Genomic DNA, 20,595 nt, shown 5'->3' with positions numbered 1-20,595 from the left:
TGCACGGCTACCTCGGTGACCAACCGCCGACCGAGTTCGAGGGGAAGTTCTACGCTATCCAGCAGGGCGATCAAGCCCTGGTTGAAATCAAATGACCAGAGCCTCCATCAGACCCAGTGCGGTTCATCACGTTGTCCGCGCCAAGTAGCGCAACACCGCGTATACCAGCGATCCATCAACCGCCTCACCCGTCAGCACCATATCCACCACCTCTTGCCAGGGCTTGAGCACCACCTCGATTACCTCGTGCTCGTCGAGGTTGTTGGCTCCGAGTTGCAATGTGCGTGCCACAAAGACATGGCAGGTGTGAGCAATCGTGCCTGGCAGCGGGTTATAACGCCCCAGCAGTTCTATTTCGTGGGCAATATAGCCGGTCTCTTCGGCCAATTCACGCTGCGCCGCTTCTCGAGGAAGCTCACCGACCTGAATTCCACCGGCGGGCAAGTCATACAGAACCTGCCGAAGTGGATGGCGGTATTGCCGCGTCAGCACTACTTGCTCATCCTCGGTAAAGGCCAAAACCGAGGATGACCCTGATGAATTGATGTAGTGAATGTCCATCTCGCCGCCGTCCGGTTTGCGTAGGCGATCCCGGACGATGGTAATCCAATTGCTAAAGACAACCTCTGAAGCGAGGACACTCCACTGTTGCGATGTGACGCAGTTCTCCATCACGTGACTCCTTGGCGGTAGAGGACTGGATCGAAGGGCCGCGCCGTTCGCCGGGGTCGAGACCGCTGGAGAGATCATGATCTCAGTCCCTGCCACCGAGTGGTCGACCTTGTGGCCTGGAAGCCGAGTCTCGGGTTCGATGCCAACCTGCTCGGCGAAGCTTCGTAGCTCCGAGTGGTGGGCATGCGTACGGCTTCGGCATCACCTCAGCTACTGGAAGGCTCCGGGCCGGGATCGGCCGTGGGCGGCCAGAAGGGGTCGAACCCGGTTGAGGCGGGTCGATCTCGCGGTCATGGTGAAGCAACTCTTCTCCGCCCGGGGGGCCGAGCGTTCACGTCGTCGACACCGGCGCCCGCGAGGCTGAGCGGACGTGTCATCACAGGGAGGGAATCGCATGCCCGCACTTGCCCGGATCGGCGTGACCGCGGTGGCTGTCGCAGCAACTGTCGCCGCGCTGAGTGTCGTCCCCTTCGTTCGCGGTGGTGAGCCCGCCGAGCTCCGCCCGAGCGCGAGCGACGACGACGTACGCATGAACCAGATCCAGTTCATGGGGGCGCACAACGGCTATCACCGCGAGATGCAGGGTGCCGAGCTGGCCGAGGCACTGAAGATCGACCCAGGGCTGCCGCAGTGGTCCTACTACTCCCACGCCTCGATCCCGGACCTGTTGGAACGGCAGAACGTGCGCCACGTCGAGCTCGACCTGCTGCCCGACCCCGAGGGCGGCCTCTACAAGTTCCCGCTCCCCCGCCAGCGCGCCGGGCTCGGCCCGATCGACGACCCGGACATGGCGGCTCCCGGCATGAAGGTGCAACACGTGCCGGATGTGGACTACACCACGACGTGCCGGACCTTCGTCCGCTGCCTGACGCAGGTGCGGACGTGGTCGAAGGCCAATCCGGGACACGTCCCGATCATCCTTCAGCTCGAGCTGAAGCAGACCGACGACCGTTGGGAGCAGCTCGGCGGCGCAGTGAGCCCGCCCTGGGACGCCGGCCTGCTGGACGCGGTCGACGCCGAGATCCGCTCGGTTTTCACCGAGACCGAACTCATCACCGCCGACGACCTCCGGCGGCCCGGCCTCACGCTCGAGCAGTCCGTGCTCCAACACGGCTGGCCGACGCTGTCGTGGGCCCGCGGGAAGGTCCTGTTCTTCTTCGACAACGGTGGCGGCATCCGCGAGATGTACCTCGACGGCCGGCCCAACCTCGAGGGTCGCGCCGTCTTCACCCGGGGCGACATCGGCACTCCGGACGCGGCCATCACCCAGATCAACGACCCCCGTGGCGCCAACACGGCGGCTATCCAGGACCTCGTGCGTCGGGGCTACTTCATCCGCACGCGGTCGGACGAACCCTTCGCCACCGTGAAGAACGAGGAGTTCAGCAGGGTGCGTACGGCGCTTGACAGTGGTGCGCAGCTGATCACGACGGACTTCCCGACGGTGGGTATGGCCGCGCGCTGGGACAGCGACTTCGTGGCCGAGCTTCCCGGTGGCGCCGTCGTACGGTGCAACCCGGTCTCGGCACCCAGCTTCTGCCGCGACAAAGGGCTGGAGCGCTGACCCGGCGGGAGGCCGTCGAGGTGACGACCGTGGGGCTGGGCCGCGGGTGCGGCTCAGCCCTTGGTGGCCCCGCTGGCGAGGCCGCCGATCAACTGGCGTTCGGCGAAACCGAAGAACGCGAGCGCCGGCACCATCGCCAGGGTGATGTAGGCGAGGATCCGAGCCGTGTCGCCGGTGTACTCCCCCTGGAACTGCTGGATCGCCACCGGGATGGTCCACAACTCCTGGCTGTTGAAGATCACCAGTGGCAGGAAGAAGTTGTTCCAGCTGCCGACGACCGCGAGCACCGACACGGTTGCGAGCGCTGGACGCGCCATCGGCAGCAGGATCCGCCAGAAGAACCCGAACGCACCACACCCGTCCAGCGTGGCGGCCTCTTCGATCTCACTCGGGATCTCCCGGAAGAACCCTCGCAGGACGATGATCGTCACGGGAAGGCCGAAGGCCGCCTGAGGCAGGATCACCCCCCACGGGTTGTCCAGCAGACCCATGGTCCGGAGCATGATGAACAATGGCAGGATCGCCACCGCGAACGGGAACATCAGTCCGATCGCGAACACCATGAACAGGATCTCCCTGCCGCGGAACGCGAACCGCGCGAAGACGTACGCCGCCGCCGCCGAAGTCCCGACCGTGACGAGCGTGGTCATCAACGCGATGAACACGCTGTTCCAGAGCGGACCCCAGAACTGCAGCGACGCAAGGATGCCGGTGTAGTTCTCGACGTTCCACGGCGATGGCAGACCGACGGGATTCGTCGAGAGCTGGCCGTTGTCCTTGAATCCGCCCACGACCGCGTAGAACAGCGGCACGACCACGAACAACCCGACCACCGCGACAAGGGCGTAGAGCACGACAGAGCGGATCAGGGCCCTCGCCCGCGCGCCGCGACGCGACGGTGTCTCCACCGCCGGGACTGTTGCGTTGCTCATCGGTGATCTCGCATTCCGGTGATCGCGCCCGCGGTGTCGCGACGCATGACGAAGCGTTGGTACCCAAGCGCGAAGACGAGGCTGAGGAGGAACATCATGATGCTGATCGCGCTGGCGTAGCCGACTTCCCAACGGACGAAGCCGTACTGGTACATCGTGACCGCCATCGTCTCCGACGCGCCGACCGGCCCGCCCTGGGTCATCAACCAGACCAGGTCGAAGAGCTGGAGGGCTCCGATGACCGACAGGAAGATGGTGATCCGGATCGTCGGGCCCAGCAACGGGAAGGTCACGTGCCGGAAGGCTTTCCAGGTGCCTGCGCCGTCGATCGCGGCCGCTTCGAGAAGTTCGTTCGGGATGCCCTGGCGGCCGGCCAGGTAGAGGATCATGTGGAAGCCGAAGTACTTCCAGGTGATGACGAAGAACAGGACGTACATCACGATGGACCGGTCGGCGAGCCACGTCGACTGCCACTCATCCAGTCCGACGGTCCTCAAGAGATAGTTCGCGAGGCCGGTCTCGGGCGAGAAGATCATCGTGAACAGCGCGCCCGTGATGGCCTCGGAGAGGACGAACGGCGCGAAGAACACCAGCCGAAAGACCGCCCTGCCCGGCAGTCGTTGGTTGAGCAGCAGGGCGATGCCGAGCGACATCGGCAGTTGGAGCACCAGCGAGAGACCGATGATCAGTCCGCCACGTCCGAGGTCGCCGAGGAAGACCTCGTCGCCTGCCATCCTGGTGAAGTTGCCCAACCCGACGAAGTCGGTCGGCAGTCCTCCGTAGCCGTTCCAGTCGAACAGGCTGGTGTACATCGCGACGAGCATGGGCGCCAGCACCAGCAGCACGAACAGCACCAGCGCCGGGAGGACGAAGAGCCAGATCGTCACCAGGTCCCGGCGACCGCGGCGCACCCGGGTGCGAGACAGGGCGGCGGCCGAGCCAGTCTCGGCCGCCGCCATCTGTGTCGCGGTCATCTACTGGATTTCCTTCTTCGCCGTGTCGGCGATGGCCTTCGCCACATCGTCAGGCGTCATCTCACCTGCGATGAGCGCCGCCGTGCTGTCGTTGATCGTCTCACCGACGGCGGGCGGGTAGGCCTGGTCGAGGTAGAGCTGGAACGCCGTTGCCTCACTGACTGTCTCCAACAGGGGTTGGACCCGCTCGTCGGGGTAGGCGTCGTCGGTGCCCTCGACTACGGGGATGTAGCTACCGTTCTCGACCGCGACGCGGTAGTTCTCCGGCTTCATGATGAACTCGAGGAACTCGACCGTCTCCGGTGGCGCGTTCCCGCCGACCGCGAAACCGTTGCCACCACCGAGAATCTCGGTCTGAGCACCCTTGCCACCTTCGACAGCGGGGAAGGGGAAGAACCCGAGATCGTCACCGATTCCCCGCTCTTCTTCTCGACCGGACGCTCCGGTCTGGGTTGCCGGCGCCCACTGGCCCATGAGTTCAATGGCGACCTTGCCGTTGCCCATCAACGCGGCCTGGCTCTCGGCCCCCTCGCCGTACGGTGCCCCGAGGAAACCCTTCTGGAAGGGGTCGAGGGCGGCGAGTGCCGCGAGGTTCTCGCCGGCCTTCACGAAGTCAGGGCCGTCGAAGGAGCCGTCCGCGATCGCCGCATCGAGCCCGGCCTTGCCGGCCTGGCGCATCGCGAGATAGGTCCAATAGAAGTGGCCCGGCCATTTTTCCTTGCCAGCAAGGCCGATCGGTGTGATGCCGGCCGCCTTCAACTTCTTGACGGCGTCGAGGAACTCGGTCCAGGTGGCCGGCGGCTCGGAGATTCCGGCGGTGGCGAAGAGCTTCTTGTTGTACCAGAACCCCACCATGCCCGTGTCGAAGGGAATGCCGTAGATCTTCCCGTCGATCGTGTAGGCCTCCCTCGCGGTGGGAGAGACGGAGTCGACCCAGGGCTTGACGTCGTTCGTGAGGTCCTTGACCAGCCCGGCATCGATCTGCTGCTGCAGGACGCCGCCTCCCCACGACTGGAAGAGGTCAGGCGGGTTTCCGGACTGGCCTGCGGTCGTCATCTTCGCCTTGAACGGTTCGTTCTGCAGAGCGGTGATCTTGATCTGCACGCCAGGATGGGCCTTCTCGAAGTCCTTGGCCATCTTGGCCCAGACAGACTTCATCGGCTCTTCGCTCTGGATGTGCCACCAGTCGATCGTCTTGTCACTCGAGGATCCAGCCCCGTTACCACCGCAGGCGGCTGCAAGCGCCAAGGCCCCTGCCGCGAACAACGCCGAGAGGCGCCGGTTGAACGACATCATTGTTCTCCTTCGAGCCTGTCCTCCGTCGGTTCGACAGTGAGCGGGTCGGCTCAGTCGTCCCTCGGGCGGTCTCCCTGGTACCGGCCGCCATTCACGCCACCACGACGGGCCTCGCCGCACGCCCCGAGTCGAAAGCTCTCCGGAACTCTCCTGAAGCGGGCCGGGTGGTCTTGCGTTCACGACGTTCCTCGTCACCACAGGCGCCGAGGTAACCGCGCCTGGAGCGGGTACGGAGGCACCTGGAACCGAACCGAAAGTTTCGGCTACTGCGCGGTATTTTCGGTGATGTCGGGCACGCTACAACTGCATTTCGGGTACGGTCAAGCATTCTGAATGACACACTTCGAGCACGCTTGAGCCAGGATTCCGGGCGGGGCGGGCCTGTCAGGCCGTTGCGGTGTTCCGGAAATTATCGGCCGTCAGGAACGCGCGTCAGGAGGCGTTCTCATAGGTCGCGACCAACGTGGCCCGGGCCAGCGTGTGCATGAAGAGGTTGAAACCCAGCAAGGCCGGCGACGCGCCGTCGGGTAGGTCGAGAGCCTCGACATCGACGGCGTGGACGACGAAGAAATACCGATGCGCGCCGTGGCCCGCCGGTGGTGCCGCCCCGAGGTACTGCTTCAGACCCGCGTCATTGGTGAGCGTCACCGCCCCCGCCGGCAGCCCGGCACCGTCAGCAGCGCCCGCGCCCGTCGGCAGCTCCGTCACGCTCACCGGGAGGTTGTAGACGACCCAGTGCCAGAAGCCGCTCGCCGTCGGGGCGTCCGGGTCGTAGACGGTCACCGCGAAGCTCCGGGTGCGCTCGGGAAACCCGGTCCACGCCAGCTGAGGCGACGTGTCCTCCCCTCCGGCGCCGAAGATGCCCGAGAGCTGAGGCGTTGGCAGGCTCCCGCCATCGGAGATGTCCGTGCTCGCCAGAGAGAATGCCGGCACCTCCGGCAGGAAGTCGTACGGGTTGACGTCGAACGGTGCCTGCCTCTTGCTCATCGAAGTCCTCCGGCAGTCTGAGTGGATGAAGGGTCCCTTCGTCCCAACCTATTGGATGAAGGTGCCCCTCATCGAAACCCAGGCCGCCAACGGGCGCGGCAGCCGAAAGCGCTACGTGCGTGCGTAGCCTGTCACGACGGGAGGAGCAGCTCGTCACTTCCAGGCGCCGCGGCGACGACCTTCCACCGGTGGAGCGGTCTGGGCCCAGATCCGCCGCCACGACGCCACAGGCGGACCGGACGGGTCAGGTGTCTCTCCCCGTGCCGCCCGGCGGGTCGCGTCCCACCAGTTCGTCGCGTCCTCGTCGAGGAGTCGCGCCACAGCGGCGCGGATCTTCGGGCTGAACACGCGCGGCGACTCGTCGTCACCCGGCCAGATCGGTTCACCGAAGCGCACCCGCACCGGCAGGCGCCCGGGTCGTGGCCAGCCCCGCCCGCGCGGCATCGCTGCGTACGATCCGCGGATCCCGATCGGCACGACGGGCACGTTGTGCTCGACGGCAAGCCAGGCGGCGCCCATCCGGAACCGCCCACCCCAACCGTCAGGCGATCGGGTGCCCTCCGGATAGACGACGACGTTCCAGCCCTCGTCGAGCAGGTCGCCCGGCGTCGCCGAGAGCGTGCCGCCACGCCGCTCGATCGGGAACGTGTTGAACACCATCGCCGATCCGGTGGCCCGCCACCAGGTGTCGAAGAAGTAATCCGCCGCGGCAGCCACGGCGGTCCGCCGTCGCCACTCGTCGGGAAGCGAGCACAGGATGAGCGGCGTGTCGAGGTGGGAGGTGTGGTTGGCGACGAACAGCACCGGTGTCCGGACCCTCGTCAACACGTCGAGTCCCGTTGCCTGCGGCGTCACCGTCGAACGCAACAACGGGCGGAGCCCAGCACGCTGTACCACGTCGCGGACGGCGTTGGCCGCCGGCTTGCGCGCCCATGCGGTGGGGAAGATCGACTGTGGCTTGGGCAGCTGGTACGGCTCGGCGCTCCGCGGCACCAGAGGTCGGCGCCCCCACCGCCAGCCGCGGGCGACCAGGCGTACCTCCCGCACCGTCTCCTTGACGAAACGCGCTGGGTTCCTGCTTCCGTTGCCGCTCACGACCGGATCACCGCACATCCGAGATGAGGTGCGGCGGGTTGTGGGTGTAGGTGATCGACGGCGAGGACCCCACCGTGCCGCTCACCATCTCCAGCGCGTCGGCCAGCGTGGACGCCGACCGGAATCCCATCCGCTGCACGGCTTTGCGATTGCCGCCGACCCACACCACGTCACCCACGTGGTCCATGGCGTGTGCCGCCCAGTACCACATGTAGAACGGATGGACACCGTGGTAGGCGTACGACGTGCGGTAGAGGTGGATGTACCACGGGTCGGTGGCGTACTGCTTCTCGAACCGTTGCTCGATCGTCGCCGGGTCGGTCGACTCGGCCAGCACCTCTTCGAAGAAGTCGACGTAGCTCGGGTGGTGCAGCTGGCTGAACTCGTACGGCACCGGGTGGTAGAGGATGACCGCTCCGCCCTTACGCACAAGGGGTTGGCCGCGGTAGGAGTTGAAGAAGTACCCGAGTCCCATGCAGGTGGCGAGGATCGGATTCATCACGGCGTTGACGTTGTAGGGCCCGAGGTAGGGCACGCCCATGATGAGGACGTCGCTCTGGCCCTGGACCTCGACCGCCTGCTGGCGGAAGACGTTCGCCAGGGTCTTCTCGTGCACGGCCTCGGTCTCACCGGCGTGCACCCCCGTGATGCCGTACGGCGAGCGCACGTTGCGGAAGATCCGGCTCTTGAGCTTGCTCGGCGCCACCGCGAGTCCGCGCCTGGCGGCAAGCATCGACGCCTGGTCACGGACGCTCCACTCCCACTCGCGCTTGTTCATGAACTCGTACGGCGCCGGGAAGACGTTGTTGTTGAGTGTCGTCTCGATCGTGAAGATCTTGACGTGGTCCTTGAGCAGCCGCCCCATCCGCCAGGCGGAGTGGTGCATGGCGGACTTCTCCGCGTCCATGAAGGACCGGGAGTGCACCATCGTGTGGGTGTTGTGGTGGTGTCGCAGCGAGCGGTAGGACGCGAGTCCGATCGGCACCGACTTGTGGCCGCCGTCCATCGGGACGATGTTGATGTTGACGTAGACCAGCAGGTCCGACGTCGCGGCCCGCTTGTTGATCTCGACCTCTTCGCCGTGGTCGGTGGTCCCGATGAACTCCAGGTTGTCGGGATCCTCGGCGTCGTGGTTGTACAGCAGGCCGTCGGGCGCGAACGAACGGTAGACCCGCTCCCCCAGCGCGTGCTGCAGCTCACTCGGCATCATCCGCCGGTGCAGCGCCAGCGCGGCGATGATCTGCACGTCGTCGACACCGGCCTCCGCGGCCAAGGTGAGAACCTGTTCGATCACCCGCTGCCGGATGTCGGGACGCCGCATCGGAGGCAGTGGCAGCGAGACGTCGTCGAAGGCGATCGTCAGCTTCATGCCGGGCCGGAGCAACGCGCGAAGCGGTTCAGAGTTCTGCGGGCTCTCCAGCGCCTGCCGGATCGCGCCGTCGACGTCGTGCAGGCCCGGCAGCGACTCCGGTGAGTACACGACCCTGGTCCCGATCGGGAACTTCTCCAGCCGGAACCCCTCGCCCTCGTGGACGAGGAGCGGCGGAGTGCGGTCGTCGACCTCGAGTACGAATCCTGGTCGGCTCACCTGCTGCTCCTTAGATCGAACGCCACCTTCACCGTGCCCAACCTTCCTGCCGAGTGCGCATGGTCGAGCGCCTCCCGCCAGCGGTAGAGCGGGTACCTGCCCCCGACCACCCCGTCGAGGGACGCGGATGCCGCCAGGTCGAATGCCTTGTCGAACGCGTCGCCACCCCGGCTCGCGTAGCTTCCCGCGACGGTGAGCTCGCGGAACCACACCGGTGACAGGTCGGCGCCGGTCGACGGCATCCCCGAGACGACCACCCGGCCGCCCGCCTTCGTCACCCGCAGAGCCGTGCCGAGGGAGTCCTTGCTGCCCACCGCGTCGACCGCGACGTCGACGCCGCCGAGCAGGAACTCCGCGCTGCGTTCCGGGGCGAGCCGGAACGCCTGCGTCGCACGGCGTACCCGCGCCGGCACCTCGTCCGGAGCCACGATGTCCGACGCCCCGAACGCCTTGGCGAGCTCCCGCTGCCGAGGATGCTTCGCCACGACACTGATCCGGCCGGCGTTCGTGAGCTCCCGCAGCGCCAGGGTGGCGAAGAGCCCCACCGCACCGGCGCCCGACACCAGTACCGAACCACCGTCCGGAACTTCGGCGCGCTGGGCGGTGTGGACAGCGCAGGCCAACGGCTCCACCAGAACCGCGCGCTCGTCGGACAGTCCTTCCGGAACGGCGTGGAGCTGGCTGCGGTGGGCGACGAGGACGCCGCCCCAGCCGCCGCCCGTGTCGGCGCAGTAGCCGGTCTGGAGTCCCGGCGAGACGTGCCCAACCGTGATCCGGTCACAGCGGTTGGTCTGCCCGGAAGCGCAGGACTCGCACCGCTCCACCCCACGGGCCGCGCAGGAGAGTACGGGGTCGAGCACGACCCGGGTGCCCTTGGGCAGGTCGTCGCAGTCGTCCTGCAGGACCCCCACGACCTCGTGGCCGGGGACGAACGGCATCGACACGAGGGCGGAGAAGTAGTGGCTGGTCTGGCCGAACAGTGCGCCGAGGTCCGAGCCGCAGATCCCCGACAGGACAGGCTTGACCCGGGCCCATCCCGGCGCGGCCAGGCGCGGCTCGTCGCGGGTGACCAGGCGTACGGGCGCGGCGGGACCGGTGAGGATGCCGGGGATCCGGCCCCCCATCGCACGGGCGGCGATGTAGCGGGGAAGCGAGCGGTACATCTCGAGAGCGAGCATCATGAGCGGAGCTCCCCCCTGGACTCGCGGGCGCCAAGGTCAGGTGCACCAGGCGGCCGGGTGCCGAACTCCTCGGTACCGAACTCACGGGTCGGCATCGTCAGTCGCGAGACCGCGCTGGAGGTACGCCAGTCCTCGACCGGCCATCGTCCCTTGCGCGCCTCCCGCCACAGATGGACGTCCGGGCTCACGGCCACCGGCCGGCCCACGGCCCGCAGCAGCGGCAGGTCGGAATGGCTGTCGGCATAGGCATAGGAACGCGGCAGCTCGAATCCGTTCTGGCCCGCGTACCACTTGAGCCACGCTGCCCGCGACTCCCCCACCAGCGGTGGTGAGGAAAGGTAGCCGGTGCAGCGCCCGTGCTCGTCGACGGCCAGGTCGGCGGCAACGATCTCGTCGAACAGCTCCGACAGCGGCCGGGTCAGCGGCCGGATCGCCCCGGTGATGAGGATCGTGCGGTGCCCGGCCGCGCGGTGAGCGCGGACGCGACGCAGGGCCGCGGCGGACACGCGTTCGAGAACGTGCTGGGCAAGCACCTCGTCGACGACCCGCTCCAGTTCGGCGAGATCGGCGCCCCGGTAGCGACGGTAGACCGCGCGGAGGAATCCGCCCCGGTCCCGGCGTTCAGCGGCAAGGAAGCCGGGCAGCTTGCGCAGCATCGTCGCGACCTCGCGAAGCTTGCCGTCACGGCCCAGCTCGGGCAGGCGGAGCCACAGATAGGTCTCGACGACGTTGCTCGACAGCAGCGTGCCGTCCATGTCGAAGGCCGCCAGGATCTCTCCACCCTGCGGAAGCTCCTTCGCCACGGTGGGGGCGCTGCGGCCCCGGCGCCGGCGTACGACGTCGTACTGCCGCATCGACGCCGTGACACTCGGACAGTGCACGTCGACGAGGTAGTGCTTCCAGTCGAAGACGGACGTGTCGAACGCGAACGCCTCCTGGTCTTCGGCCTCGAGACTACGGAAGAGCTCCATCGTCTTGTCGTCGGTGAAGTGCAGCTCGGCCTCGGCGTAGGGCCGGTAGAGGTCGAGGTAGCGGCGCAGGAAGTCGAGCCGACGTTGCTGCTGGTCGAGCTCGCGGGCGATCTTGCGGATACGTTCGCCGCGCGGGGCGTGCCGGACGGCCCAGTCGGCCACCTTGTGGGCGCGTTCGCTCATGACGAGCAGCCGGTCGACGTTCTCACCGCCGGGGAACCGCCACGTCGGGAGCCGGACCGCGCCACGCTCGCTCATGTCGAACGGGTTCTCGTCGAAGTACGCCCGGACCAGTTCGTAGAGCCGGCTGAACGTCAACGGGTTGCGCCCGCCGGACGAGACGTGGAAGTACGCCGGACTGCCGGGCTCAGGCGGCGCGGCGGCCGCTGCCAGAGTCGCTCCGACCACGTGGTCGACGGGCACGATGTCGACGACGCCGTCCGGGCTGGCCGGGAACTCCGGCAGCTCGCCCCGGCCGTAGGCGAGGATGAGCGGCTCGGCCATCTTGAAGCCCTCGATCCAGCCGGGATGCGGGATCTGCAGTGCGCTCTCGATGATGCTGGGTCGGACGACCGTCACGGGCAACGGCGCGGCGATCTCCTCGACGACCCGCTCGCCCATCGCCTTGGTGAAGGTGTAGACGTCGGTCCACCCGAGCGACCGCGCCCGTTCCCCACCGGCCTGCACCAGCTTCTTGTCGACCCACTCCTTGCGCCGGCGTTCGGCGTCCTGGGCCGAGGTGATCGGCCCGGCGCGCCGGTGCTCCCCCTCGGCCTCCCTGCGCAGGCGCGAGAGGACGCCGGGTGACCTCGACGTCTCCTCGATCCGGTCGCGCATCGCGATGCCCCACCTGGCCTCCGTACGCCAGTCGACGTCGTGCTCGACGCTCGCCTCGGGAATCGCGCCCCGCCGGCGACCGGCCGTGTAGGCGGTGGACACATGGACGTAGTGCGGATCGCTGCCACTGTCGAGGATCCTGCGCAGCAGCCGCTCGGTGCCGAGCACGTTGGTCTCGAACGCCTCGTGGATCGGAGGGTCGAACGACACGTCACCCGCGCAGTGGATCACGATGTCAAGGTCGGCCGGCAGTTCGGGGACGTCGGCGAGGTCGCCTTCGAGGACGGTGATCCGGGCGTCTATGAGGGCGCCGGCCTCGCCTGCGTACTGCTCGCGGGCCGACTCGAAGATGGGTTTGGCGAGGAGCTGTTCCATCCGGGCGCGGCCGGTGAGCGAGCCCTTGCGCCGGACGAGTGCGACCACGTGCGTGTCGGGCAGCTCCCCGAGAATGCGGTGCAGAAGGGCTTCGCCGACGAAGCCGGTGACACCGGTGAGAAGCATCCGCTTCCCCCCGAGGCGCTCCCTGAGCTGCACGCGTCTCCCCCTTGATCGAGGCTGCTGGCCGTCGCCGACGGACCCGAGAGTGCACTGGGGTGTCGTGCACTAGGTGCCGGTTCGCCACACCATATCCCGACGACCTCGGCCACCCTCCGAGCCGCCCACGACTGGCGGCCGGAAACGGTGTGCGGGTGGGCTGACCAGGGGTCAGGCGCCGGTGATCATCTGCACGTGGTAGGCCGGGGTCTCTGACCCGCCCCAGGTCCGTGATCATGATCCTGATCATGAAGGTCCTGTGGTCGTATGGACCGAATTTCCTTCATGATCATGGAACCGGCGCCCTTAGCCCCGGGTCGCCGCAAGCGCCTCCTCGAGGGTGAAAGCGCCTGCGTACAACGCGGTGCCCACGATCGCCCCCTCGACCCCGAGCGGTACCACGCCGGCGATCGCCCGCAGGTCGTCGAGCGTCGACACTCCACCGGACGCGATGATCGGCCGGTCCGTGGCCGCACACACCGAACGCAGCAGTTCGAGGTTCGGCCCCTGCAGCATGCCGTCCTTGTTGACGTCGGTGACGACATAACGCGCGCACCCCTCGCCGTCCAACCGGGCGAGCGTCTCGAACAGGTCACCGCCTTCCTGTGTCCATCCGCGGGCCGCAAGTGTGCGGCCGCGGACGTCGAGCCCGATCGCCACCCGGTCGGCGTACTCAGCGATCGCCTTCGCACACCACTCGGGATTCTCCAGCGCGGCCGTGCCGATGTTGACCCGAGCGCATCCCGTGCCCATCGCCCAGTGCAACGCGTCGTCGTCGCGGAGACCACCTGACAACTCGACCTTGACACCGAGATCCGCCAGCCGGTTGATGATCTCGGCGAGCAGGGTGCGGTTGTCACCGCGTCCGAACGCCGCGTCGAGATCGACCAGGTGGACCCATTCCGCACCTGCCCGCTGCCAGGCGAGAGCGGCGTCAAGTGGGCTGCCGTACTGGCCGCCGGAACCGGCTCGACCCTGGACAAGCTGGACCGCCTGGCCACCAACGACGTCCACCGCGGGGAGAAGTACGAGGCTCATGGTCCGCGAGGCTACCTTTCGTCTGACGGCCCGCCTGAGAGCGGTCGGATCGGGGGCCAGTCGGTCGATCTGCTGGCTCGGAGCCTGGTCAGCGGCGCCTGGTCAGATCGGAGGCTGGTCAGCGGAGGGTGGCGAGCCAGTTGGCGAGGAGTTGGGCGCCGGCGTCGCCGGACTTCTCCGGGTGGAACTGGGTCGCCGACAGCGGACCGTTCTCCGCCGCCGACACGAACCGGTCACCGTCGTACGGCGTCCAGGTCACCAGTGGATCCCGGAACGGGCCACCACCCGACAGCTCCCAGTGGCGTACGGCATAGGAGTGGACGAAGTAGAAACGCTCGTCCTCGATGCCGGCGAAGAGCACCGAGCCGGTAGGAGGCTCGACGACGTTCCAGCCCATGTGCGGGACGATCGGCGCCTTCAGTCGTTCGACGGTTCCCGGCCACTCGCCGCACCCCTCGGCCTCGACGCCGTGTTCGACACCACGGTCGAACAGGACCTGCATGCCGACGCAGATGCCGAGCACCGGCCGTCCGCCGGCGAGACGGCGGCCGATCAGCTGGTGGCCGCGCACCGCACGCAGGCCGCTCATGCAGGCCGCGAACGCGCCGACGCCCGGCACCACCAACCCGTCAGCGTCCATCGCGGCCCCGTAGTCCGCCGTGACGTCGACCTGGGCACCGACCCGGACGAGCGCTCGCTCGGCCGAACGCAGGTTGCCCGACCCGTGGTCGAGCACGACCACCTTCGGTGCGTTCATCGGCGGCTACCAGAGATCAACGCGGTCACAGGCTCATCTCCTTCTGCCCGATCCACAGGAACACACCCGCCAGGACGAGCAGAATGAGCGACACCCAGATCGGCCGCCTCTGCCGGTACGTCGCGATCACGCCGCCGAACAGCACCCCGGCCAGAGCGAAGTACAGAAACTGCATCAGAACCTTCCCTTCCGCTGCGCGGGAGCGCCACCCTCGCCAGCGCCACCCTCGCCAGCGCCACCCTCGCCAGCGCCGCCCTCGCCGGCGTCGCCTTCGCGCGGATCGAGCGTGCCCTTGGTGCTGGGCACCCCGGTCTCGCGCGGGTCGAGCGCCACGGCGTCGCGGAGCGCGCGGGCGAGACCTTTGAACTGTGCCTCGACGATGTGGTGCGGATCCCGCCCAGCGAGCACCCGGACGTGCAGGCAGATCACCGCGTGGAACGCCAAGGTCTCCAGCACGTGCCGTGTCAGGGACCCGGTGAAGTGCCCACCGATCATGGCGTAAGCCTGACCGTCCGGCTCCCCGGTGTGGACGCAGTAGGGTCTGCCGGCCACGTCGACGACCACGTGCACGAGCGCCTCGTCCAGCGGTACGGTCGCGTCGGCGAACCTCCGGATACCCCGCTTGTCACCCAACGCCTCGCGAAACGCCTGCCCCAACACGATCGCCGTGTCCTCCACGGTGTGGTGGACATCGACGTCAACGTCGCCTTGCGCGCGGACCGTGAGGTCGAAGAGCCCGTGCCGGCCGAGCTGGTCGAGCATGTGGTCGTAGAACGGTACGCCGGTGGACACGTCCACGCGCCCGCTGCCGTCGAGGTCGAGCTCGACGACGACCTTGCTCTCCTTGGTCGTCCGCTCGATCCTCGCCGTACGACGCCCGCTACCCCTCGCCGTGCTCACCGTCCGAGCACCTCCCGCAGGGCCGTCCGGAAGGCCGCCATCTCCTCCGCCGAGCCGATCGAGACCCGCAGCCAGCCGTCCGGCCCGGTCTCCCGGATCAGGACGCCCTTGTCGAGCAGGCCCTGCCAGAGCGCGTGGCGGTCGTCGAACGTCCCGAACAGTACGAAGTTGGCATCGGTGTCGGCGACAGTCAGACCCAGCCCGCGAAGCCACTCGACTGTCTCGTCGCGCCGCTCCCGCAGCTCGGCGACCCGGGCGAGCAGCTCGCCGGTGTGCCGCAGCGCCGCCCGCGCCACCGCCTGGGTGACGGCGGACAGGTGGTAGGGCAGTCGCACGATGCGCAGAGCATCGACGATCGCCGGGTCCGTGGCGAGGTAGCCGAGCCTGCCTCCGGCGAGGGCGAACGCCTTGGACATCGTGCGGGTGACGATCAGCCGGGGATAGGCGGGCAGGAGAGTCAGCGCGCTGGGTGTGCCGTCCCGGCGGAACTCCGCGTACGCCTCGTCGACGACCACGATCCCCGGCGCCACACCGCACACGGTCTCGATCAGGTCGAGCGACAACGCCGTGCCGGTGGGGTTGTTCGGCGAGGCGAGCAGGACCACCGCCGGCTGGTGCGTACGGATCTGCTCGACCACATGGCCGGGGTCCAACGTGAAGTCCTCGGCCCGGCGCCCGGTCAGCCAGGTGGTACAGCTGTCGCGGGCGTACTCCGGATACATGGAGTACGTCGGTGCGAACGACAGCGCCAGCCGACCCGGACCGCCGAAGGCCTGCAGGATCTGCAGCATCACCTCATTGGACCCGTTCGCCGCCCACACGTGGGCCGGTGTGAGGTCGTGGCCGAGGTACGCCGCGAGGTCTGACCGCAACCCCAGCGCCTCCCGGTCGGGATAGCGGTTGAGCCCGCGGGCCGCCTCCGCGACCGACTCCGCGATGTCGGCGACGACAGCGTCCGAGGGCGGGTAGGGATTCTCGTTGACGTTCAACAGGACCGGGACGTCGAGCTGCGGCGCTCCGTAGGGCTCCTCACCGCGCAGCTCGTCCCGGAGCGGCAGATCCGCCAAGGTCTGGCCCATCCTCAGATCACCTTCACCATTCCGACGAGGGTCTCCGTGACCTGCGGGGTACCTGCGACCAGCACCTCGAGCCCGGTCGCCGTCGTCACCCACTGGCTGGTGCCGCCGGCCGCATCCACCAGCGCGATCCCGGCGGCGACATCCCACATGTTGACACCGAAGCCCAGGTAACCCTCCTGCGCCCCCAGAGCCACCGACAACAGCTCACAGGCCGACGATCCACTCCGCCGGTAGTCGCGCGCCGCGTGCATGAGATCGCCGAGGAAGTGATGGACGCGGACCCGCTGCTCCATGGGGCTCGGCAGGCCGATGCCGACCAGGGAGTCGGTGAGGTCGGCGGTCGCGGAGATCTTCGGCGTCAGATCCCGCCCGAACGCCTCGTCTCCCCCGGCCGCCGCCCACTGCCCGTCCGCCGGGCGTACGATCGCACCGGCCACCATCCGCCCGGCCTGCTCGACCCCGACGGAGACGGCGTAGTCATGACGGCGGTGGACGAAGTTCATCGTTCCGTCGAGCGGATCGACCAGCCAGCGGACACCGCTGTCGCCGGCGTGCATACCCGACTCCTCCGCGAGCACGGCGTCGTTGGGTCGGACAGCCAGCACCATCCGCAGGATCGCCCGCTCGGCCGCCTTGTCCGCGGTCGTCACGAAGTCGGCGTCGTGGGACTTGGTCTCGACCTCGACCTTTCCGTTGCGCAGCTCCCGCAGGATGGCGTGCGCACCCGCCTGCGCGGCGGCGAGTGCGAGGTCGCGCAGGTCCCCGTTGACATTCGCCACCTCCGAGGGCGTGAGGTCGGTGCGAGTCGCGTCGGCGGGGTTCCGGTCATCGGCCGGTGGGGTCATGAGAACTCGTTTCGTTGGCTCGGTGTCTTCCGTTGGCTCGGTGTGTTCCGCTGGCTCGGCGTCGCGCAGAACGCGCGGGTCGTGGGCGGGTGGGCACTCAGGCATACCCATCGGGATGCCCAGTGAACCTGGAATGCCCAGCGGATCCGGGATGCCCAGTGGACCCGGGCTGTCCGGCGAACCGGACCTGCACCGCCGTACCGTGCGCCGGCAGGTCCTCCGCATCCGCCATGGCGACGACATGCCCCGCCACGTCGCGCAGCGCCCCCTGGTCGTACGCGATCACGTGGACGGCCTTGAGGTAGCTACGTACGGACAGCCCCGATGAATGGCACGCACAGCCACCGGTCGGCAGGACGTGGTTGGAGCCGGCGCAGTAGTCGCCCAGCGACACCGGCGCCCACGGCCCGATGAAAATGGCACCCGCGTTGCGTACCCGCGAGGCCCAGATCTCCGCGTCCTCGGTGTGGATCTCGAGGTGTTCGGCGGCATAGGAGTCGACAACGGCGAGACCTTGCTCGAGATCATCGACGAGGACGATGCCGGACTGTTCCCCCGACAGCGCGGCCGTGATCCGCTGGTTGTGCTTCGCGGCCGGAACCTGGTGTTCGAGCTCCCGCTCGGTCGCCACCGCCAGCGACTCACTCGGCGTCACCAGCACGCTCGCCGCCATCGGATCGTGCTCTGCCTGGCTGATCAGGTCGGCGGCGACGTAGGCCGGGTCGGCGGTGTCGTCGGCGAGGATCGCGATCTCGGTGGGCCCGGCCTCGGAATCGATGCCGACAACTCCCTTGAGCAGGCGCTTGGCAGCCACGGTGGTGATCCGGCCCGGGCCGGCCACGAAGTCGACGGCGGGGCACTGCTCGGTGCCGTAGGCGAACATCGCCACCGCACCGACCCCGCCGATGGCGTAGACCTCGTCGATGCCCAGAAGGGAGCAGACGGCGAGGATCGTCGGGTGTGGCAGCCCGCCGAACTCCTTCTGCGCCGGGGACGCCAGCGCGATCGACTCGACGCCGGCGACCTGGGCGGGAACGACGTTCATCGCGACGGTCGACGCCAGCGGCGCGATCCCGCCGGGAATGTACAGCCCGATCCGGCGATACGGAACCAGCCGCTGTGTCACACGCCCGCCCGGTGCCACCTCGACGGTCGGGTCACGCTCCAGCTCGGCCTCGCTCACCACCCGGAGCCGGCGGATCGACTCCTCGAACGCCGCCTGCAGCTCCGGGTCGAGCTGCTCCCGAGCGCTCGCCAGGGCGCCTTGTGGAACCCGCAGGTCGGTGATCTCCACGCCGTCCAGGCTCGCGATGTCCAGGAGTGCCTCGACGCCACGATGGCGGACGTCTTGGACGATGGGGCGCACCTCGTCGATGGCTGCCTCCACGTCGAACTCCGCGCGCGGGACGAGCGCGCGATAGTCAAGGGCCTCGCCTCGGGCGAGCCGGCCACGGAGATCGATACGACGCATCACCCCACCGAGTCTAGAGGGCCCCGCAGGACCGCCCCGCTCCTCACCAGATGGCGCGACCCGCAGGCTCACAAGGCGGACGATGAGGGCCAGACCGGGTGAAGCCGAAATGCGAGGTTGGTGGCGCGCCCTTCCGGCTCCCCGCCGCGAGCCGGGACGGCTACCGGCGGGCTAATGAGCTGCGTCCAGCTTGGCGCGTTGCTCCGACGTGAGCTTCAGGTCGACACCGACAAGGTTCTCGTTCAGCTGAGCGAGCGAGGACGCGCCAGCCAGCGGAATGACCGGGATGTCGCGTCCGATCAACCACGACAGGACGACCTGGTTCGGCGTGGCACCGGTCTCCGCGGCCACCTCGCGGAGCGCGGCCAGGCGTACTGGCGTTCCGGCGTGGTCGAACTCCGGCCCGAATGGCTTGTCGTCGCGTACGTACCGACCGGACAGCAGCGGGGAGTACGCGACGAGGGTGAGGCCCGGCTCTTCCCGCAGGTAGCTGAGCAGATCCCTCCCGACCGCGCCGTAGTCGCCGTCCGGGGACAGCTCGCCCGGCAGATCGGTCCGCTGGCGCAGGTAGCTGTAGCTGTACTGCAGGACTTCGTAACCAGGCAGTCCCGCCGTCGCCGCGAGGTTCCGGGCGCGCTCGACCCGCCACGCCCAGTGGTTGCTCACCCCGAGCAGACCGACGGTGCCGTCGGCGACGAGCTGCGCAAAACCTTCGACCGTCTCCTGAAGCGGAGTTCCCGGATCCTCGATGTGGGCGTAGAGCAGGTCCAGCTTGTCCACGCCGAGTCGTTCCCGACTGCGCTCGGCGGACTCACGGATCACCTTGGCGGAAAGGCCTTCCGCGTTGTCGACATAGCTCGTACCGGGCGCGAGTGGCCGGGCGCCGAGCTTGGTGGCGATGACGATCTCGTTCCCGACGTTGCGGCTACGGATCCAGCGGCCGAGCAGTTCCTCGCTCTGCCCACCCTGGCCACCGTCCTGCCAGAACGCGTAGTTGTTGGACGTGTCGATGAACGTGCCGCCAGCCTCGACGTAGCGGTCGAGGATCGCGAACGACGTCGCCTCGTCGGTGGCCGTGCCGAACAGCATGGCGCCGAGACTCAGCACGCTGACGTCGCGACGTGTCTTCGGATCGTTGCCGATCGTGCGATATTCCATCCGCGTTCCTTCCTCGGCGTCCCTCTCCTGTGCCCAAACCCACCAGGGGCCGGTGGAAGCCTAAGAGCGGATCCGCCCCTCGCACCCGAGCCAATCCCGCCCGACGATTCCGTACCAAATGGGAGGACACCAATGCCCTCGGGCAGAGATTCGCGGTCGCCCTTCTGACAGGGGACACTGGGCCGGTGGCGAAGAAGACCGCACAACCCACACCGGCCGTCGTGGCCCTGCGTCGGGCCGGGGTGTCCTACACACTGCATCCGTACGACCACGACGCCTCGGTTCGGGCGTACGGCATGGAAGCCGCGGATGCCCTCGGCGTCTCACCGGAGAGGATCTTCAAGACCCTCCTGGGTCAGTCCGAGGACGGCCTCTGTGTCGCGGTCGTGCCGGTGAGCGCGACGCTCGACCTCAAGGCGTTGGCCGCCGAGCTGGGCCACAAGCGGATTCGCATGGCTGATCCCGCCGACGCCGAACGCGCCACCGGCTACGTCGTGGGCGGGATCAGCCCGCTTGGTGGACGGCGCCGACTGTCGACGGTCGTGGACGAGAGCGCCCTGCGGCATCCCACGCTCTACGTATCGGCCGGACGCCGTGGGCTCCAGGTCGAGCTCGCCCCGTCCGACCTGATCCGCCTCACCGACGCCCGAACAAGCCGCGTGGCAGCCGCGCCCTGACCGCCTCGCAACCCGGATCGCCCGAGGTGCCAACGCGGT

18 protein-coding genes and 1 pseudogene are annotated in these 20,595 nt (G+C 68.2%); 2 read left to right on the top strand and 17 right to left on the bottom strand.

Annotation, left to right across the window (positions count from 1 at the left end; all coding sequences use genetic code 11):
* Positions 1–126: 126 nt before the first annotated feature.
* Complete coding sequence (locus ABN028_RS14535; protein WP_349696942.1) at positions 127–672, bottom strand: NUDIX hydrolase; 546 nt, start codon at positions 670–672, stop codon at positions 127–129.
* A gap of 394 nt (positions 673–1,066) precedes the next feature.
* On the opposite strand from ABN028_RS14535, the gene ABN028_RS14530 reads away from it, so the two are divergent.
* A complete protein-coding gene (locus ABN028_RS14530; RefSeq protein ID WP_349696941.1) occupies positions 1,067–2,236 on the top strand; it encodes a phosphatidylinositol-specific phospholipase C1-like protein in 1,170 nt (389 codons plus the stop codon).
* 53 nt (positions 2,237–2,289) lie between these two features.
* On the opposite strand, the gene ABN028_RS14525 is transcribed toward ABN028_RS14530, so the two are convergent.
* The 16 genes and pseudogenes from ABN028_RS14525 to ABN028_RS14450 form a co-directional block, all read right to left on the bottom strand.
* Positions 2,290–3,168, bottom strand: coding sequence for a carbohydrate ABC transporter permease (locus tag ABN028_RS14525; RefSeq protein WP_349327987.1), 879 nt, complete (start codon positions 3,166–3,168; stop codon positions 2,290–2,292).
* Complete coding sequence (locus ABN028_RS14520) at positions 3,165–4,142, bottom strand: carbohydrate ABC transporter permease (RefSeq protein WP_349327986.1); 978 nt, start codon at positions 4,140–4,142, stop codon at positions 3,165–3,167. Before ABN028_RS14520 ends, ABN028_RS14525 begins: the two co-directional genes overlap by 4 nt.
* Positions 4,143–5,438: an extracellular solute-binding protein gene (locus ABN028_RS14515; protein WP_349696940.1), complete on the bottom strand. Its 1,296-nt coding sequence runs from the start codon at positions 5,436–5,438 to the stop codon at positions 4,143–4,145.
* A 432-nt stretch (positions 5,439–5,870) separates the two neighbouring features.
* The gene (locus ABN028_RS14510; RefSeq protein ID WP_349696939.1) at positions 5,871–6,425 is read right to left on the bottom strand and encodes a YbhB/YbcL family Raf kinase inhibitor-like protein; all 555 of its coding nucleotides are present in this window, start codon (positions 6,423–6,425) and stop codon (positions 5,871–5,873) included.
* Between the two features lie 153 nt (positions 6,426–6,578).
* A complete protein-coding gene (locus ABN028_RS14505) occupies positions 6,579–7,520 on the bottom strand; it encodes a lysophospholipid acyltransferase family protein (protein ID WP_349327983.1) in 942 nt (313 codons plus the stop codon).
* A gap of 7 nt (positions 7,521–7,527) precedes the next feature.
* Positions 7,528–9,108, bottom strand: coding sequence for an NPN-dependent hydroxyacid isomerase, LarAH14/15/16 family (gene larAH / locus ABN028_RS14500; protein ID WP_349327982.1), 1,581 nt, complete (start codon positions 9,106–9,108; stop codon positions 7,528–7,530).
* A complete protein-coding gene (locus ABN028_RS14495) occupies positions 9,105–10,289 on the bottom strand; it encodes a zinc-dependent alcohol dehydrogenase (protein WP_349696938.1) in 1,185 nt (394 codons plus the stop codon). Before ABN028_RS14495 ends, larAH begins: the two co-directional genes overlap by 4 nt.
* Positions 10,286–12,631, bottom strand: a complete 2,346-nt coding sequence (locus ABN028_RS14490) for an HAD-IB family hydrolase (RefSeq protein ID WP_349696937.1) — start codon at positions 12,629–12,631, stop codon at positions 10,286–10,288. The genes ABN028_RS14495 and ABN028_RS14490 overlap by 4 nt, the downstream gene beginning before the upstream one ends.
* Positions 12,632–12,937: 306 nt before the next feature.
* A complete protein-coding gene (gene priA, locus ABN028_RS14485) occupies positions 12,938–13,669 on the bottom strand; it encodes a bifunctional 1-(5-phosphoribosyl)-5-((5-phosphoribosylamino)methylideneamino)imidazole-4-carboxamide isomerase/phosphoribosylanthranilate isomerase PriA (protein ID WP_349696936.1) in 732 nt (243 codons plus the stop codon).
* 118 nt (positions 13,670–13,787) lie between these two features.
* Positions 13,788–14,426 carry an imidazole glycerol phosphate synthase subunit HisH gene (gene hisH / locus ABN028_RS14480; RefSeq protein WP_349327978.1) on the bottom strand — a complete coding sequence of 213 codons (639 nt, stop codon included), beginning with the start codon at positions 14,424–14,426 and terminating at the stop codon, positions 13,788–13,790.
* 25 nt (positions 14,427–14,451) lie between these two features.
* On the bottom strand, positions 14,452–14,601 hold the full coding sequence (locus ABN028_RS14475; protein WP_349327977.1) for a CG2302 family histidine operon protein: 150 nt from the start codon (positions 14,599–14,601) through the stop codon (positions 14,452–14,454).
* 107 nt (positions 14,602–14,708) lie between these two features.
* Positions 14,709–15,326 (bottom strand): annotated as a pseudogene (gene hisB / locus ABN028_RS14470) (imidazoleglycerol-phosphate dehydratase HisB); the annotation flags it as partial.
* Positions 15,323–16,405, bottom strand: a complete 1,083-nt coding sequence (locus ABN028_RS14465; RefSeq protein ID WP_349696935.1) for a histidinol-phosphate transaminase — start codon at positions 16,403–16,405, stop codon at positions 15,323–15,325. The pseudogene hisB and the gene ABN028_RS14465, both read right to left, overlap by 4 nt.
* Positions 16,406–16,407: 2 nt before the next feature.
* Positions 16,408–17,250, bottom strand: coding sequence for an inositol monophosphatase family protein (locus ABN028_RS14460; RefSeq protein ID WP_349327974.1), 843 nt, complete (start codon positions 17,248–17,250; stop codon positions 16,408–16,410).
* Between the two features lie 97 nt (positions 17,251–17,347).
* The gene (hisD, locus tag ABN028_RS14455; RefSeq protein WP_502877578.1) at positions 17,348–18,721 is read right to left on the bottom strand and encodes a histidinol dehydrogenase; all 1,374 of its coding nucleotides are present in this window, start codon (positions 18,719–18,721) and stop codon (positions 17,348–17,350) included.
* 171 nt (positions 18,722–18,892) lie between these two features.
* A complete protein-coding gene (locus ABN028_RS14450) occupies positions 18,893–19,879 on the bottom strand; it encodes an aldo/keto reductase (protein WP_349696934.1) in 987 nt (328 codons plus the stop codon).
* Between the two features lie 185 nt (positions 19,880–20,064).
* On the opposite strand from ABN028_RS14450, the gene ybaK reads away from it, so the two are divergent.
* Positions 20,065–20,556 (top strand): Cys-tRNA(Pro) deacylase, encoded by a 492-nt coding sequence (gene ybaK / locus ABN028_RS14445; RefSeq protein WP_349327971.1) that lies wholly within the window; start codon positions 20,065–20,067, stop codon positions 20,554–20,556.
* The last annotated feature ends 39 nt before the right edge of the window (positions 20,557–20,595 follow it).

It is taken from the genome of Actinopolymorpha sp. B17G11, from assembly GCF_040196095.1.
In the GTDB taxonomy this organism is placed as follows: Bacteria; Actinomycetota; Actinomycetes; order Propionibacteriales; family Actinopolymorphaceae; genus Thermasporomyces.
Note: the sequence above shows the minus strand (reverse complement) of the source record. Positions and strands in the feature narration are given on the sequence as shown.